Annotated in this window: 17 protein-coding genes; 10 read left to right on the top strand and 7 right to left on the bottom strand. The window is 34.1% G+C overall.

The genetic code is table 11. The features are described from left to right. Positions 1–444, bottom strand: coding sequence for a PTS sugar transporter subunit IIA (locus IDG45_RS02520; RefSeq protein WP_000050762.1), 444 nt, complete (start codon positions 442–444; stop codon positions 1–3). Positions 445–448: 4 nt separating this feature from the next. Next, a complete protein-coding gene (locus tag IDG45_RS02515) occupies positions 449–2,404 on the bottom strand; it encodes a BglG family transcription antiterminator (protein ID WP_000954274.1) in 1,956 nt (651 codons plus the stop codon). A 211-nt stretch (positions 2,405–2,615) separates the two neighbouring features. On the opposite strand from IDG45_RS02515, the gene mepR reads away from it, so the two are divergent. The 3 genes from mepR to IDG45_RS02500 all read left to right on the top strand — a co-directional run bounded on the left by mepR (position 2,616) and on the right by IDG45_RS02500 (position 5,043). Next, the gene (gene mepR, locus IDG45_RS02510) at positions 2,616–3,035 is read left to right on the top strand and encodes a multidrug efflux transporter transcriptional repressor MepR (protein ID WP_000397411.1); all 420 of its coding nucleotides are present in this window, start codon (positions 2,616–2,618) and stop codon (positions 3,033–3,035) included. A gap of 106 nt (positions 3,036–3,141) precedes the next feature. Then, positions 3,142–4,497, top strand: a complete 1,356-nt coding sequence (gene mepA, locus IDG45_RS02505) for a multidrug efflux MATE transporter MepA (RefSeq protein WP_000651044.1) — start codon at positions 3,142–3,144, stop codon at positions 4,495–4,497. A gap of 105 nt (positions 4,498–4,602) precedes the next feature. After that, positions 4,603–5,043 carry a MepB family protein gene (locus IDG45_RS02500; RefSeq protein WP_000278338.1) on the top strand — a complete coding sequence of 147 codons (441 nt, stop codon included), beginning with the start codon at positions 4,603–4,605 and terminating at the stop codon, positions 5,041–5,043. Between the two features lie 83 nt (positions 5,044–5,126). Here the strand turns inward: IDG45_RS02500 and glpT are convergent, their stop codons facing one another. Beyond that, positions 5,127–6,485, bottom strand: coding sequence for a glycerol-3-phosphate transporter (gene glpT / locus IDG45_RS02495; RefSeq protein WP_001010108.1), 1,359 nt, complete (start codon positions 6,483–6,485; stop codon positions 5,127–5,129). Between the two features lie 311 nt (positions 6,486–6,796). Between glpT and IDG45_RS02490 the strand changes: the two genes are divergently transcribed. Genes IDG45_RS02490 through IDG45_RS02480 form a run of 3 tightly spaced genes read left to right on the top strand, consistent with a single transcriptional unit; the run spans position 6,797 to position 9,378 of the window. Continuing rightward, positions 6,797–7,723, top strand: a complete 927-nt coding sequence (locus IDG45_RS02490) for a VOC family protein (protein ID WP_001028228.1) — start codon at positions 6,797–6,799, stop codon at positions 7,721–7,723. 13 nt (positions 7,724–7,736) lie between these two features. Further along, positions 7,737–8,798, top strand: a complete 1,062-nt coding sequence (locus IDG45_RS02485; RefSeq protein ID WP_001086105.1) for an LLM class flavin-dependent oxidoreductase — start codon at positions 7,737–7,739, stop codon at positions 8,796–8,798. Positions 8,799–8,811: 13 nt separating this feature from the next. After that, positions 8,812–9,378: an NADPH-dependent FMN reductase gene (locus IDG45_RS02480; protein ID WP_001028432.1), complete on the top strand. Its 567-nt coding sequence runs from the start codon at positions 8,812–8,814 to the stop codon at positions 9,376–9,378. 59 nt (positions 9,379–9,437) lie between these two features. Here IDG45_RS02480 and IDG45_RS02475 read toward each other — a convergent pair whose 3' ends face one another. After that, positions 9,438–10,433, bottom strand: coding sequence for a YeiH family protein (locus tag IDG45_RS02475; protein ID WP_000157635.1), 996 nt, complete (start codon positions 10,431–10,433; stop codon positions 9,438–9,440). A 359-nt stretch (positions 10,434–10,792) separates the two neighbouring features. Here IDG45_RS02475 and IDG45_RS02470 point away from each other — a divergent pair, with 359 nt between their 5' ends. From IDG45_RS02470 to IDG45_RS02455, 4 genes are all read left to right on the top strand, one after another. Continuing rightward, a complete protein-coding gene (locus IDG45_RS02470; protein ID WP_206171541.1) occupies positions 10,793–11,338 on the top strand; it encodes a GNAT family N-acetyltransferase in 546 nt (181 codons plus the stop codon). Positions 11,339–11,602: 264 nt separating this feature from the next. Continuing rightward, the gene (efeO, locus tag IDG45_RS02465; RefSeq protein WP_000737196.1) at positions 11,603–12,457 is read left to right on the top strand and encodes an iron uptake system protein EfeO; all 855 of its coding nucleotides are present in this window, start codon (positions 11,603–11,605) and stop codon (positions 12,455–12,457) included. Further along, positions 12,454–13,683, top strand: coding sequence for an iron uptake transporter deferrochelatase/peroxidase subunit (gene efeB, locus IDG45_RS02460; protein ID WP_000186226.1), 1,230 nt, complete (start codon positions 12,454–12,456; stop codon positions 13,681–13,683). Before efeO ends, efeB begins: the two co-directional genes overlap by 4 nt. Continuing rightward, positions 13,664–15,376 carry an FTR1 family iron permease gene (locus IDG45_RS02455; RefSeq protein ID WP_181424271.1) on the top strand — a complete coding sequence of 571 codons (1,713 nt, stop codon included), beginning with the start codon at positions 13,664–13,666 and terminating at the stop codon, positions 15,374–15,376. Before efeB ends, IDG45_RS02455 begins: the two co-directional genes overlap by 20 nt. A gap of 275 nt (positions 15,377–15,651) precedes the next feature. On the opposite strand, the gene tatC is transcribed toward IDG45_RS02455, so the two are convergent. The 3 genes from tatC to IDG45_RS02440 form a co-directional block, all read right to left on the bottom strand. Beyond that, positions 15,652–16,353: a twin-arginine translocase subunit TatC gene (tatC, locus tag IDG45_RS02450; RefSeq protein ID WP_001807254.1), complete on the bottom strand. Its 702-nt coding sequence runs from the start codon at positions 16,351–16,353 to the stop codon at positions 15,652–15,654. Positions 16,354–16,369: 16 nt separating this feature from the next. Continuing rightward, positions 16,370–16,594 carry a twin-arginine translocase TatA/TatE family subunit gene (locus IDG45_RS02445; protein WP_078098665.1) on the bottom strand — a complete coding sequence of 75 codons (225 nt, stop codon included), beginning with the start codon at positions 16,592–16,594 and terminating at the stop codon, positions 16,370–16,372. 99 nt (positions 16,595–16,693) lie between these two features. After that, positions 16,694–17,083, bottom strand: coding sequence for a DUF1398 domain-containing protein (locus IDG45_RS02440; protein ID WP_000886007.1), 390 nt, complete (start codon positions 17,081–17,083; stop codon positions 16,694–16,696). Between the last annotated feature and the right edge of the window lie 86 nt (positions 17,084–17,169).

The raw sequence follows: 17,169 nt of genomic DNA, 5'->3' as shown, positions 1-17,169 counted from the left end.
TTAATCATGCTCCTTTAAAATATTTTTAATGTCTTGTGCGTTTGTTGCAGTTAATAGCTGCTGGACTGTTTGGTTATCGCCCAGTACGGTTGCTAAATTTTGTAATACAGATAAGTGTGAATGATTGTCGATGGCACTCAATACAAAAATGAGTGATGCGTAGTGATCTTCATCACAGAATGCCACATGTTGGTTCAACTTTAATAGACTTAAACCAACTTGATGTACGTCATTGTTCGGTCTTGCATGTGCAATTGCAATTTCAGGTGCGATAACGATATAAGGTCCAAGTTCATTAACGCTATCAATCATTGCTTGAACATATCCTTGTTCAATAATTTGTTCTTGTAGTAATGGCTGAGAAGCTATAGTTATAGCTTCAGTCCAATCATTTACTTGTTCTTTTACAATGATGCGTGTTGTTGACAAAATGTCTAATGACACGTTATTAAGCCTCCTTTGTCATAGTTAAAGCAATGTGTTGTTTAATTTTAAAAATATTCCCATCTAAGAAATCTTGTCGATATAAGTCGTTGCTTAAGCATTCGCTTAACTGTCCCAATGCCTTTAAATGTGCATTGGGGTGGTCCGTTGCTAATGTAATGACAAGGTGAACGGGATCGTTAGCTTTACTACCAAAAAAAATCCCTTCAGTGAAATAAGTTAGTGCGAAACCTACACCATTCTGTACATAATCAGTACCAGCGTGAATAAGTGCAATATGTGGACTAATGACCATATATGACCCGAATTGTTCTAATTGTTTTAAAATTGCAGCTGTATAATTTGAATTGACAATGCCATCATTGATTAAAGGTTGCACAGCCACTGTAATTGCCGATTCAATCGATAATGGTTGTTTATTTATAATGATGCGATGTTCAGGCAATAAATCTGCGAGTGACTTGCCATCAGTTGCCATTTTCATGACTCGTTGTTCTCTTGAGTCATTGATAATTTGATTCAATTTTTGACGAGATTGCTGATTGATAAATGGATCGACATGAATAACTGGTACAGCTGAGATTTCACAAGGTACTGTTGAAATGACATAATCAATGTTATCTTGCAATAATCGACTTTCTTCCAATTGATAAATGGAATAGGCATCCCAAATGTGAAACTCAGGATACAGATGATTTAGTTTTGATTTTAAAAGTTGCGACGTGCCTATACCAGAACCACATAGTAAGACAACCTTAATCATTGATTGTTTATCTGTTGCAACACGCTCTATACTTGATGCGAAGTGAATTGTAATGTATGTTAATTCATCTTCGTTGAAGCGAATAGCAGCATCTTGTTCAATTGGGCTAATATGCTTGCTAACGGCTTCAATGATTTGAGGATAGCGACGCATAACTTCTTGCCTCAAAGGATTAGGTTGTAGCATATCGTATTTAATACGATGTATAGCTGGTTTGATATGTGTGATCAGACTGGTATGCAACTTGTTGTCTTTTGACATATCAATGCCTAATTCTTGGCTAACACAAGTGATCAATTCATGTATATTTTGCGATAAATCATGGTATTCAAAGGTAATTGAAGATGCTGTATGTTCGGTCATTTTAGAGCCTAGTAAATGTAACGTGATAAAGATAATTTCAGACTCTGGAAATGTGACATTACAACTGCGTTCTAAGTTTTCTATCATTTTTGAAGCAATAGCATACTGATTAGTATGTCGCCATTTATCAATTTCATTGATAGGTATATCGAACGAAAAATTTTCATTTAAACGCTGAATGGCAATGAGTATATGATAGATTAAGCCATCGATAGCCGACTGAACTAAATGATAATTTTCACTATTTAATGTCTTAATAATGGCACGGCGAACCAATGCGATTGATTCTGAATTAAAGAAATCAGCCTCTATAAAAGGTGCAGCTTGTTTCATATATTGATGTATAAAGTGTGCATACGCTTTACGATAATGATCTTCCTCACCAATAATATTGAATCCTTTATTGTGGACATAATTTAACTTTAAATGGTATTGATCTAGTTGGGCTTGAATCATTTTAATATCATCTGCAATTGTCCGACGCGAAACATTAACATCTTGTGCAAGTTGCTTTGTTGAAACAGGATCAGTTGTTTCGAATAACTTTAAAGCGATATGTGTGAGTCGCTCATCTTTTGAAAAATGAATTTGATTCGTTAGATTGTGCTCTAATTCATTTAATATCGTTGTGTTAGCTGTTGTTACTTTGATGCCTGCAGCTTTATTACGGCTGACTTGGTAATGATAAGTTTCAGCATATTGCTCAATATATGCTATATCGTATTGAATGGTACGAGGTGATACACCAAGTTGATTAGCAATGGTATTGATTGGAATAAACGTTTGCTCATGAATTAAAAGATACAAAATTTCGATTTGTCTATAACTTAACAACGTAATATCCTCCTATTTGTAATTGTAAGCGATTTCTTAAAAGCGTAGATATGCAATCTCTTTCATATTTTAATCCGAAAAATTGCATATCAAAATGTTTATGGCGCAAGATTTTATAGGAACTTTTAAAATAAATTAGATATTCATGTTGACAATTTAAAAATGTCGCAGTATATTTAGTTAGACATCTAACGAAATGGTGGTGCAATAAATGGAATTCACTTATTCGTATTTATTTAGAATGATTAGTCATGAGATGAAACAAAAGGCTGATCAAAAGTTAGAGCACTTTGATATTACAAATGAGCAAGGTCATACGTTAGGTTATCTTTATGCACATCAACAAGATGGACTGACACAAAATGATATTGCTAAAGCATTACAACGAACAGGTCCAACTGTCAGTAATTTATTAAGGAACCTTGAACGTAAAAAGTTGATTTATCGCTATGTCGATGCACAAGATACGAGAAGAAAGAATATAGGACTGACTACCTCTGGGATTAAACTTGTAGAAGCATTCACTTCGATATTTGATGAAATGGAGCAAACACTCGTATCGCAGTTATCTGAAGAAGAAAATGAACAAATGAAAGCAAACTTAACGAAAATGTTATCTAGTTTACAATAAATGGTAAGCGTGACTGGTAGAAATCAGTCACTTTATCTTTAATATTATAGTTAGATATCTAATTGTTAGTAAGCTAATTATTGAAAAAGAAAAGGAGTATTGAATAATGAAAGACGAACAATTATATTATTTTGAGAAATCGCCAGTATTTAAAGCGATGATGCATTTCTCATTGCCAATGATGATAGGGACTTTATTAAGTGTTATTTATGGCATATTAAATATTTACTTTATAGGATTTTTAGAAGATAGCCACATGATTTCTGCTATCTCACTAACACTGCCAGTATTTGCTATCTTAATGGGGTTGGGTAATTTATTTGGCGTTGGTGCAGGAACTTATATTTCACGTTTATTAGGTGCGAAAGACTATAGTAAGAGTAAATTTGTAAGTAGTTTCTCTATTTATGGTGGTATTGCACTAGGACTTATCGTAATTTTAGTTGCTTTACCATTCAGTGATCAAATCGCAGCAATTTTAGGGGCGAGAGGTGAAACGTTAGCTTTAACAAGTAATTATTTGAAAGTAATGTTTTTAAGTGCACCTTTTGTAATTTTGTTCTTCATATTAGAACAATTTGCACGTGCAATTGGGGCACCAATGATTTCTATGATTGGTATGTTAGCTAGTGTAGGCTTAAATATTATTTTAGATCCAATTTTAATTTTTGGTTTTGATTTAAACGTTGTTGGTGCAGCTTTGGGTACTGCAATCAGTAATGTTGCTGCTGCTCTGTTCTTTATCGTTTATTTTATGAAAAATAGTGACGTTGTGTCAGTTAATATTAAACTTGCGAAACCTAATAAAGAAATGCTTTCTGAAATCTTTAAAATAGGTATTCCTGCATTTTTAATGAGTATCTTAATGGGATTCACAGGATTAGTTTTAAATTTATTTTTAGCACATTATGGAAACTTCGCGATTGCAAGTTATGGTATCTCATTTAGACTTGTGCAATTTCCAGAACTTATTATCATGGGATTATGTGAAGGTGTTGTACCATTAATTGCATATAACTTTATGTCAAATAAAGGGCGTATGAAAGACGTTATCAAAGCAGTTATCATGTCTATCGGCGTTATCTTTGTTTTATGTATGATTGCGGTATTTACAATTGGACATCATATGGTCGGACTATTTACTACTGATCAAGCCATTGTTGAGATGGCGACATTTATTTTGAAAGTAACAATGACATCATTGTTATTAAATGGTATAGGTTTCTTGTTTACTGGTATGCTTCAAGCAACTGGTCAAGGTCGCGGTGCTACAATTATGGCCATTTTACAAGGTGTGGTTATCATTCCAGTACTATTTATTATGAATGCTTTGTTTGGACTAACAGGTGTCATTTGGTCATTATTAATTGCTGAGTCACTTTGTGCTTTAGCAGCAATGTTAATCGTCTATTTATTACGTGATCGTTTGACAGTTGATACATCTGAATTAATAGAAGGTTAAATATTTCGTACACTTCTGGCTGAGTATATTTCGGTCGGAAGTGTATTTTTCAAATAAAAAATAAATATATGATACGATTATGAAAAAATAAAGTGAGATTGGCATATGTATAAATCTAGAATACTGTTGAAATATATTTTTAGTGAAGAATCAGACGTTAAAGATTTAACTGAAGAAAAATATAATCAAGATTACGAAGCATTAACATTTAGCTTTAAAGAGGAAACATATCAAAGTAGGTTAGCTAAGAAAACACCGACTAAAGCAGGGTATTTTGTTACATGTTGGACAAAAGACGAGAACAATTGTAATCAACCATACTCAAAAGAGGCATTTGCAGATTACTTAATGATTATAGTTATTGATGAAGAATTAAGCGGTTATTTTTTATTTCCTAGGGAATTATTGGTAGAAAAAGGTATCTTAACTACATTTGAACATAAAGGTAAGATGGCTTTTAGAGTTTATCCTAAGTGGTGTAATCAATTGAATAAAAGAGCAGAGCAAACACAAAACTGGCAATGTAAATATTTTTTTGAATACTAATTAAAAAGTCATATGGTTGAACTTATAAGAGATGAATATATCATCTTTCGATAAGATAACCATATGACTTTATTTTTTATCATTTAATGATGAACGGTTTCTTGTCCTACTTTATTCCAAGTGAGGATAAAGCTCAACATTGCAAACACACTGATTGCTGTTAATAAAATAAAACCGACATCCCATCCGAATTTATCAACTACAGCACCTAAGACGATGTTGGCCATTACAGCACCAAACAGATAACCAAATAATCCTGTTAATCCAGCTGCTGTGCCAGCTGCTTTTTTAGGTACATAATCTAATGCTTGTAAACCAATTAACATAACTGGTCCGTATATTAAGAAACCAATGGCAATTAATGAGACATTGTCTAACCAAGCATTGCCTGGAGGATTTAACCAATAAATTAATACAAATACTGTGACACCTAACATAAAGAAGAAACCTGCAGGTCCACGACGACCTTTGAATAATTTATCAGAAATGTAACCACATAATAATGTACCAGGAATTCCAGCCCATTCGTATAAGAAGTATGCCCAACCTGATGCTTTTAAGTCGAAATGTTTTTCTTCACTTAAGTAGACTGGCGCCCAATCAAGTACACCATAACGCACGAAATAAACAAATATATTTGCAAAGGCAATTGCCCATACCCATTTATTGTTCAGTACATATTTAAATAAAATTTCTTTTGTAGTTAATTCTGTTTCTAATGTTTTCTTATCGCTTGTAGCAAAGTCATTTTTATAAATTTCGATTGGAGGTAAACCTTGAGATTGAGGTGTGTCTCTAATCAATACGTATGAAATTGCGGCAATAATAAGTGCTAAGAGTGCAGGGTAAATGAATACACCTTCGAAACCTTTTAAATAACCAAAGTTGATAAATGCTGTTGTTGTAATACCCCAAGCAGCAATAGGTGCCATAATACCTCCACCAACATTATGCGCAACGTTCCAAAGGGCAGTCTTACTTCCGCGTTCACTTACACTAAACCAGTGAACGAGAACACGGCCTGAAGGTGGCCAGCCCATACCTTGAAACCATCCATTTAAGAATAATAGGACAAACATAATACCGATGCCTGATGTAAAGAACGGTACAAATCCCATTAACAAATTGACGATAGCAGTGAGTACTAATCCAAGAACTAAGAATATCCGAGCATTGCTCCGATCACTTACAGTACCCATAAAGAACTTACTAAATCCATATGCGATGGAAACAGCAGAAAGTGCAAAACCTAGTTCCGCTTTTGTAAAACCTTGCTCTTGCAATGCCGGCATCGCTAATGAAAAGTTTTTGCGTAATAAATAGTACCCAGCGTAACCGATGAAAATACCAAGAAATACTTGGAAACGTAATCGTTTATAGGTATCATCTATCTGATTTTCTGGCAAAGGCTTAATATGCTTTGCAGGTTTAAGAAAATTCATAAAATCCTCCTTAATATGTATTTATATGCATTTTGTGCGATAAACTTATATTAGACATGTATGAAAGCGTTGTCAATATACTTTTGTGAAATCTTGAAGATTTAGTTTTTGAAGTATTTTATAAACGTTTAGAAAAAATAAATTGCCACACATAAATTTATAATTATGCAATTATTATGGCGTTTTACATACTAGCTGTGTATCTACGAATGAGTGCAAACATATTTTTATTTGCAGAAAAGGGGTAAATCGCATATAACTATCTTTTTTATGTAAGTTGGTATAAAATTTATACTAATAGGAGGGATAGTATGAATATAGTAGGGCATCATCACATATCCATGTATACAAAAGATGCAAGACGTAATAAGGATTTTTACACAAATGTCCTTGGATTACGATTGGTTGAAAAGTCGGTTAATCAAGACAATCCTTCAATGTATCATTTGTTTTATGGGGACGAAGTAGGTACAGCCGGAACAATTTTAAGCTTTTTTGAAATTCCCAATGCGGGTCATAAGCAGCCAGGTACTGAAACGATTTATCGATTTTCATTATTAGTACCAAATCAAGCGGCACTTCATTATTTTGAAAAACGTCTTGAGAATAATGGTATTAAGTCTGAACATTTGTACTATCTTGGACAAGAAGGTGTTGTCTTTAAAGATGAAGACGACTTAGAAATCATACTGCTTGTTAATGATAGTTTTGAAGTACCGCATCAATGGCAACATAACGCTTATAGTGAAATACCTCAAGCATATCAAATTTTAGGAATAGGGCCAGTAGAATTAAGAGTTAGAAATGCAGCGCGTACGGTAGAATTTTTGGAAAATGTCTTAGGTTATCGCAAAAGAGATAATAAATCATTCGATGTGCTGACATTAGCACCACAAGGTTTATATTCGGATTTTGTAGTTATTGAGCAACAGGGACAACGTGAAAGACCTGGACGAGGTTATATCCATCATATTGCAGTTAATACACCACAAATGAGTGACTTAGATGCAATTTACAAGAAATTACAACAACAACCACAAAGTAATTCAGGTATAATTGATCGCTATTTCTTTAAATCATTATACTATCGCCATAATTCAATTATGTATGAATTTGCGACTGAAGCGCCTGGATTTACTATTGATACACCTGTTGAACAATTAGGAAGTCAATTGAACTTGCCTGACTTTTTAGAAGCAGAACGTGAACAAATTGAAAGTAAGTTACACGAAATATAAAGGAGAATGTTTAATGGCAAAATTAGAAATGAATAAAAATACGCCTCTTGAGTTTGGTTTGTATTCCTTAGGTGATCATTTATTGAATCCATTTAAAGGTGAAAAAGTTAGTTATGAGCAACGTATTAATGAAATTATTGAAGCAAGTAAATTAGCAGATGAAGCGGGTATTGATGTTTTTGCAGTTGGTGAAAGTCATCAAGAGCATTTTACAACACAGGCACATACGGTTGTGTTAGGTGCAATTGCCCAAGCGACAAAGCATATTAAAGTTTCAAGTTCTTCAACGATTATTAGTGCAACAGATCCTGTAAGAGTATTTGAAGACTTCGCGACATTAGATTTGATTTCTCATGGTAGAGCCGAAATTGTAGCTGGAAGAGCATCAAGAACAGGTATTTTTGATTTGTTTGGCTATGATTTAAAAGACTATGATGAATTGTTTGAAGAAAAATTAGGTTTACTTTTAGAGTTAAATAAAACTGAACGTATTACTTGGTCTGGAAAATATCGTCCAGAACTTAGAAATATGAAAATATTCCCAAGACCAATCGATAATACATTGCCAATATGGCGTGCTGTTGGTGGTCCACCTGCAAGTGCTATCAAAGCGGGAAAACAAGGTGTGCCAATGATGATTACAACCCTTGGTGGCCCAGCAATGAACTTTAAAGGTTCTATAGATGCTTATCGTCAAGCAGCAACTGAAGCAGGTTTCGATGCTTCGCCCAAGTCTTTACCAGTAAGTACAGCGAGTCTGTTTTATACAGCTGAAACAACTCAGGATGCTATGAGAGAATTTTATCCACATTTGAATACAGGGATGTCATTTATTCGTGGCGTTGGTTATCCGAAACAGCAATTTGCTAATTCACCAGATTATAGAGAAGCGCTAATGGTTGGAAGCCCGCAACAAATTATTGAAAAGATATTGTATCAACATGAGTTGTATGGTCATCAACGTTTTATGGCACAGCTTGATTTTGGCGGTGTGCCATTTGAAAATGTTATGAAGAATATTGAGTTAATTGGCAACGACATTATACCGGCGATTAAAAAGCATTTATCAAAATAGGAGGGGCGTCATCATGAATATTGTATTATTGTCAGGTTCCACAGTAGGTTCTAAAACGAGAATCGCTATGGATGATTTAAAAAATGAACTAGAAGTCATCAATGAGGGACACCAAATAGAGTTGATGGATTTACGAGAACTTGAATTAGAATTTAGCGTTGGAAAGAATTATCTAGATACTACAGGAGATGTATATAAATTAACGACGTCGTTAATGCAGGCTGATGTGATTTTTATTGGTTTTCCAATTTTTCAAGCTTCCATCCCTGGTGCTTTGAAAAATGTATTTGATTTACTTCCGGTCAATGCGTTTCGCGATAAGGTAATAGGACTTGTAGCGACAGCAGGTTCGAGTAAACATTATTTAATTCCTGAAATGCATTTAAAACCAATATTGAGTTACATGAAAGCACACACAATGCAAACGTATGTATTTATTGAAGAGAAAGACTTTTCAAATCAACAAATTGTCAACGATGATGTTGTATTTCGGTTAAAAGCGTTGGCACAATCCACAATGCGAACTGCTAAAGTACAACAACAAGTGCTTGAAGAAGAAAACAACCAATACGACTTTTAAAGTATAAAAATAAGACGCTCGGCACACTATATTTGTAAGTGTTTGAGCGTCTTTTCATATTAACTATATAGCCAATGAACGACGATAAAGGCAAGTGATGACAAGCATATTGAGGTAATAATGATTGTCATAAGCGGTTTAAGTGCGCGATTTTTAAGATCTTTAAAAGCAACATTTAACCCTAAAGCAACCATGGCCATTAATAAGCAAATTGTTGATACGGTATTTAAAATATTTAGCAATGCTGACGGAATAGTTACATATGTATTCACTAAGGCCATAATGACAAATCCAATTAAAAAGTATGGAATGCTTATTCGACCCTTGCTAGATGATTCTGATGAACGGAAACGCATAATTAAAATAAGTACGATGGTTAATGGAATCAGTAAGAATACTCTACCAAGTTTACCAAGAAGTGCGATTTTAAGTGCATCACTACCACCAAAGCCACCAGCTAAGACAACGTGTGCAATTTCATGAAGACTAACGCCGGACCAAGCGCCATAAACATTTGTCGTCATTGAAAAGATAGCGTAGATAGCTGTATATATAAGTGAAAATATCGTACCAATCAATGCGATGATACCGATACTAATAGCTGTATCCTTTTCACGTGATTTGAATATGGGAGCTACTGCAGCAATAGCGGCAGCACCACAAACGCCTGTACCTACACCTAGTAATAATGCGATGTTTTTGTCACCATGCAACAGTTTGTTGACAAAGAGCATCATTACAATACTGAAAATAACGACACCTACATCGATGGCTAATAGTCTACTACCTTGACCGATAATATCGAATATATTGAGTTTAAGTCCATATAGGATGATTGCAAATCTTAATAAATATTTAGATGAAAACGTAATACCTGAGCTATATTGTTCAGGATATCCTCTAAAGTGACGATATAGAATAGCGATTAATATCGCGATAGTTAATGCGCCAACCTTATCTAAGATTGGCAATTTAGCTGCTAAAAAGCTAAATAATGCGACTATAAATGTTAATGATAGTCCAATCATAAAATGCTTATTTTTCAATGATGCCATGAGCAGTGCCTCCTTTAATAGCATTTTAGCACTGTTTTGTCGTATTTTTAAATATAAATTTGGAATGAATAGTAAAATGGTATTTAAATTAAGTTGTGTGATAGGTGTCAAGGACATCAACCAAAGTAATAGGCACTACAACGCTTATTGGTGGGGCCCCAACAAAGAGAATTTCGAAAAGGAATTCTACAGGCAATGCAAGTTGGCGGGGCCCCAACAAAGAGAATTTCGAAAAGAAATTCTACAAACAATGCAAGTTGGGGAAGGACAACAAATTTAAGATACAATGCGTAATATTAATATGTTATTATTATGATAATTTACAAAATTATATGAAAAATAAATGAGGGTGTGATGGTATGTTTGGAATGAAAGTGAATGAACAAATAAGATTAAAAATTTTAGAAGCCCATGACACAGAGGCACTTTTCAATTTAGTCAATCGTTCAAGAGATTCACTTAGGGAATGGTTACCTTGGGTAGATGCAACTGAGCAGCCATCAGATACGCATGCGTTTATTAAAAGAGGACTTTTGCAATTTGCTGATAGTAATGGATTTCAGTATGGCATTTGGTATGAGGGAACGCTAGTTGGTGTCATCGGTTTACATGAAATTAATCACATGCACAGAAAAACTTCATTAGGGTATTATTTAGATAAACAATATGAGGGTCATGGGATTATGACACAAGCAGTTGAGGCATTGATAAAGTATTGCTTCGATGAGATTGACTTAAATCGAATTGAGATCAGTGCCGCAGTTAATAATGAAAAAAGCCAAGCTATTCCTGAAAGACTGGGATTTACTAGAGAAGGTATGTTACGTGACAATGAATTACTAAATGGTATTTATTCATCGAGTTACATCTATAGTTTATTAAAATCAGAATATAATGAAGGATGATAAATCAGACTACAAAAGAGTAATGACTTACATATAAGTGTTACTCTTTTATTTATTTTTAAACTAAAAAGGTTGTTGACAGTATTATTTTATAACAATATAATGATTTTGATAATTATTATCAACTAGATAATGTTCATGGGAGGATGCCTTAAAATCATCATTTTAAGAGCCACGTATTATCTTGGCATTTAGGGAGTGTGAGATAGTACGAAAGAGGGCATGTCTATGGGGATAATAGAATTTCTATAATGAGGTGTCAAAATGAAAAAGTTAACAACGCTATTATTAGCATCAACATTATTAATTGCTGCATGTGGGAACGACGATAGTAAGAAGGATGATTCAAAGACATCGAAAAAAGATGATGGTGTTAAAGCAGAATTAAAACAAGCAACAAAAGCATATGATAAATATACTGATGAACAGTTAAATGAATTTTTAAAGGGTACAGAAAAATTTGTTAAAGCGATTGAAAATAATGATATGGCCCAAGCAAAAGCGTTATATCCAAAAGTTCGTATGTATTATGAACGCTCTGAACCAGTTGCAGAAGCATTTGGAGATTTAGATCCTAAAATTGATGCACGTCTTGCAGATATGAAAGAAGAGAAAAAGGAAAAAGAATGGTCAGGATATCATAAGATTGAAAAAGCATTATACGAAGATAAGAAAATTGATGATGTGACTAAAAAAGATGCACAACAATTATTGAAAGATGCAAAAGAATTGCACGCCAAAGCTGATACATTAGATATCACACCAAAATTAATGTTACAAGGTTCTGTTGACCTATTAAATGAAGTTGCAACTTCTAAAATCACAGGTGAAGAAGAAATTTATTCACATACAGATTTATATGATTTTAAAGCGAACGTTGAAGGCGCACAAAAAATTTATGACTTATTTAAACCTATTTTAGAGAAAAAAGATAAAAAATTAAGTGATGATATTCAAATGAACTTCGATAAAGTGAATCAATTATTGGATAAGTATAAAGATAACAACGGCGGTTATGAGTCATTTGAAAAAGTATCGAAGAAAGACCGTAAAGCATTTGCGGATGCTGTTAATGCATTAGGAGAGCCACTAAGCAAAATGGCTGTGATTACTGAATGACAAATTATGAACAAGTTAACGATAGTACGCAATTTTCAAGACGTACATTTTTGAAAATGTTAGGTATTGGCGGTGCCGGTGTTGCAATTGGCGCAAGTGGTGTTGGTAGCATGTGGTCTTTCAAATCAATGTTCAATACACCAGAAGATCCGGAAAAAGATGCGTATGAATTTTATGGTAAAGTGCAACCAGGCATTACCACACCAACGCAAAAAACATGCAATTTCGTTGCGTTAGATTTGAAGTCAAAAGATAGAGATGCAATTAAGGCAATGTTTAAAAAGTGGACGGTTATGGCTGATCGTATGATGGATGGTGATACAGTTGGCAAGACGAGTAACAATCCTTTAATGCCACCAGTAGATACCGGTGAATCGATAGGATTAGGTGCAAGCAAGTTAACGATTACCTTTGGAATTAGTAAGTCTTTGATGAAGAAAATTGGGTTATCTAGTAAAATTCCCGATGCCTTTAAAGATTTACCGCATTTTCCGAATGATCAGTTAATAGACGATTACAGCGATGGTGATATTATGATTCAAGCATGCTCAAATGATTCGCAAGTATCCTTTCATGCGGTTCATAATTTAGTTCGTCCATTTCGAGATATTGTTAAGGTACGTTGGTCGCAATCTGGTTTTATCTCTGCTAAAGGTAAGGAAACACCTAGAAATTTAATGGCATTTAAAGATGGAACAATTAATCCTAGAAAGAGTAATCAACTTAAAGATTATGTGTTTATTGATGACGGATGGGCGAAACATGGAACTTATTGTGTTGTCAGACGTATTCAAATACACATTGAAACGTGGGATCGTACTGCACTGGAAGAACAAGAGGCTACATTTGGTCGCAAGCGACATAGTGGTGCACCGTTAACAGGTGGGAAAGAGTTTGATGAAATTGACTTAAAAGCGAAAGATAGTCATGGCGAGTATATTATTGATAAAGATGCCCATACGAGACTAGCGAAAGAAGCAAATACGTCAATTTTACGTAGAGCCTTTAATTATGTTGATGGTACGGATGACCGCACAGGTAACTTCGAAACAGGCTTGTTGTTCATTGCTTTTCAAAAAGCGACCCAACAATTTATCGATATTCAAAACAATTTAGGTAGTAATGATAAGTTAAATGAATACATTACACATAGAGGTTCTGCTTCATTTTTAGTATTACCAGGTGTTAGTAAGGGAGGATACCTTGGTGAAACATTATTTGACTAAAATTATAGCAATGCTAATTACTGCTGCTATGGTGTGTAACTTTGGGTTATTGAAAAGTCAGGCAGCAGAACAACAAAGTATTAGTGATGTATATAGTGTGATAACGGATGCGAAATCTGCACTTTCTAATAATTCGATATCGAATGACAATAAGCAGAAAGCAATTGAGCAAGTGGTAAGTGCAGTTAAGAAATTATCGCTTGAAGATAATAGCGAAGGTAATGCTGTCAAATCAAATGTAAGAAAGCTTGAAGATGCAAAAGCGAATGATGATCAAAAAGATACACTTTCGCAATTAACAAAGTCATTAATTGCTTATGAAGAGAAATTGGCTAGTAAAGATGCGGGTTCTAAAATTAAACTATTACAACAGCAAGTCGATGCCAAAGATGCTGCGATGACAAAAGCGATTAAAGACAAAAATAAAGCGGAATTAGAATCTTTGAACAATAGTTTGAATCAGATTTGGACTAGTAATGAAACAGTGATTCGCAATTATGACGCAAATCAATATGGACAAATTGAAGTCGCATTATTACAACTTAGAATTGCAATTCATAAGTCACCATTAGATACGGCAAAAGTGTCACATGCTTGGACAACTTTTAAATCAAATATTGATCATGTCGATAAAAAAAGTGATACGTCTGCAAATGATCAATACCATGTATCACAATTAAATGATGAGTTAGAGAAGGCGATTAAAGCTATCGACAACAATCAATTGTCGGATGCTGATGCTGCGCTTACACATTTTATGGAAATTTGGCCGTATGTTGAAGGGCAAATTCAAACTAAAGACGGTGCTTTGTATACGAAAATTGAAGATAAAATACCATATTATCAAAGTGTATTAGACGAACATAATAAAGCACATGTGAAAGATGGCTTAGTAGAATTAAATAACCAAATTAAAGAGGTTGTTGGCCATAGTTATAGCTTCGTCGATGTGATGATTATCTTTTTACGTGAAGGACTAGAAGTGTTATTAATTGTAATGACATTGACTACTATGACGCGTAATGTCAAAGATAAGAAGGGTACTGCAAGTGTGATTGGTGGTGCAATTGCCGGACTTGTATTGAGTATCGTTTTAGCAATTACATTCGTAGAAACACTAGGGAATAGCGGCATGCTTCGTGAGAGTATGGAAGCGGGATTAGGTATCGTTGCGGTCATATTAATGTTTATCGTTGGTGTTTGGATGCATAAACGTTCGAATGCGAAACGCTGGAATGATATGATTAAAAATATGTATGCCAATGCGATTAGTAATGGTAATTTGGTATTGTTAGCGACGATTGGTTTAATATCTGTGTTACGTGAAGGTGTTGAGGTTATCATTTTCTATATGGGAATGATAGGCGAATTAGCGACCAAAGATTTTGTCATAGGTATTGCCTTGGCCATCGTGATATTAATTGTCTTTGCGCTATTATTTAGATTTATCGTCAGATTGATACCTATATTCTACATATTTAGAGTATTGTCGATCTTTATTTTTATTATGGGATTCAAAATGCTTGGCGTAAGTATTCAAAAGTTACAATTATTAGGTGCGATGCCAAGACATGTTATTGAAGGATTCCCAACGATTAACTGGTTAGGATTCTATCCAAGTTATGAACCATTGATAGCACAAGCTGCCTATATTATGGTAGTTGCTATCTTAATCTTTAAATTTAAAAAATAAAAAAACAGGCCGAGTGCCTGTTTTTTGTTGCTGCATTGCGGATTATCATAGCATTGCAGATATCACTGCATTGTTGAGATGTGGATATCACTGCATTGTTGGTTCTCGTGGCATTGTTGAGATGCAGATATCACGGTTTAATCCGATGCTGTATTCTGATTAACGCAATGTTAGTTAGCTGCAGTATTGATATAATCTGAGGTACTACATTGTTCTTTTATTGGCTATTGTGATGTTGTTGCATTGTAAGTATTGCAGTATTGATTCGTATAAGGTCATTGCGTTGGTGGTTCACCGCGGTATGTGAATTTAACGATGAACATACTGAACTCAAAGAGCAATATGAGTGGCAATGTGAGTAATATATTTAATGTTATGTCTGGTGGTGCAATGATACTCGCCAGCACAAAGCAAGCAAAATAAATATATTTACGATAATGTTTCAAAGAATATGTATCTATAAGACCGAATTTTGCAAGACCCATAAATAATATTGGTAATTGAAATAGAGTGCCAAATGTGAATAACCAACGTATGAGTTCAATCAAATATGCTTTAAAGCCAATGACAGGCGAAATGTTTAAAGTTAATGATAATTTTAACGCGAATTGAATGATCATTGGAAAGCCAACATAAAATGCAAAAGCGACGCCCGCACAGAATAATAACACGCTGAAAAAACTATATTTATAAATAAATTGACGTTCATTATTATGTAATCCAGGCGCAATGAATGCCCACAATTGATAAAACATGACTGGTGAAATGAAACAAAACGCGATGAAAAATATAATCATCACGTATATTTGGATCATTTCTGTGAATGAAAATGCATGTAAGGACACATGTGCACGGGTAATATACGTTATGAATGGTGTCATCCACCAAAATGATGAAACATATACGACGATGACCGTAATGCCGAACGACAATAAAATTTTTACTAACCGTTGGCGTAGTTCGCTAAAGTGAACCATTAATGTATCATCAGTACTATTGCTCTCGCTGTTGCTTCGATTCCTTACTGGGTGTATCGTGAGACTCTTTATCTAAATCTTCTGTTGCAGATTTAAATTCTTTTAAAGTAGAACCGATAGCACGACCAAATTGTGGTAATTTTTTCGGACCAAAAATAATTAAAGCGATAATGCTAATGACGACAAGACTTGTTGGGCCTGTGATGCCTAAAATAAAAGTGTTATTTATCATGATAATCAACCTCACTCATAAGTAGTATATAGTATTTACTTTATACCGAACGATAATGATTATCAACAATATTTTATATAATAATTAAAATATTGCTATAAACACATTTTACTGAGGTATTAATTCTGAAATGATAGCTTGTTCTTTCAAGTCGATATAAGTACAAGTACCAGCTTGAATATCGATATGCCATTTATAAATACCAGCTTCAGCCATTTCATCACAAAATGTTTCGAAATCTGTTTGTCCTTGTTGATGTCTAGTTAATACATCTTGAACGATAGATTGATTTGAACTTGGAGCGACAGGAATCGTACTTTTCACAGATGAAGTAACGATATCATCTTCTGATTGATGTACGTATGTTGCTGTGCCATCTTGAATGTTAACAATATTGTACGTCATACCCATATCCTTAAATGCTTTGAATAGTTTTGGAAAATCAACACCAGTAAATTGTTGATGTGCTTGTTGGATTGCAGATAATGTAAATGCCATAATAGTCTCCTTTGAATGGTTTGATTTAGTGAAAATGTGTGCATCATACTAAAATTAGAATGCTGTTAATTATGCAGGAAGGTGTA

The sequence above is a fragment of the Staphylococcus sp. EG-SA-10 genome (assembly GCF_017151945.1).
Classification (GTDB): domain Bacteria; phylum Bacillota; class Bacilli; order Staphylococcales; family Staphylococcaceae; genus Staphylococcus; species Staphylococcus aureus.
This window is presented reverse-complemented; position numbering and strand designations above follow the sequence as displayed.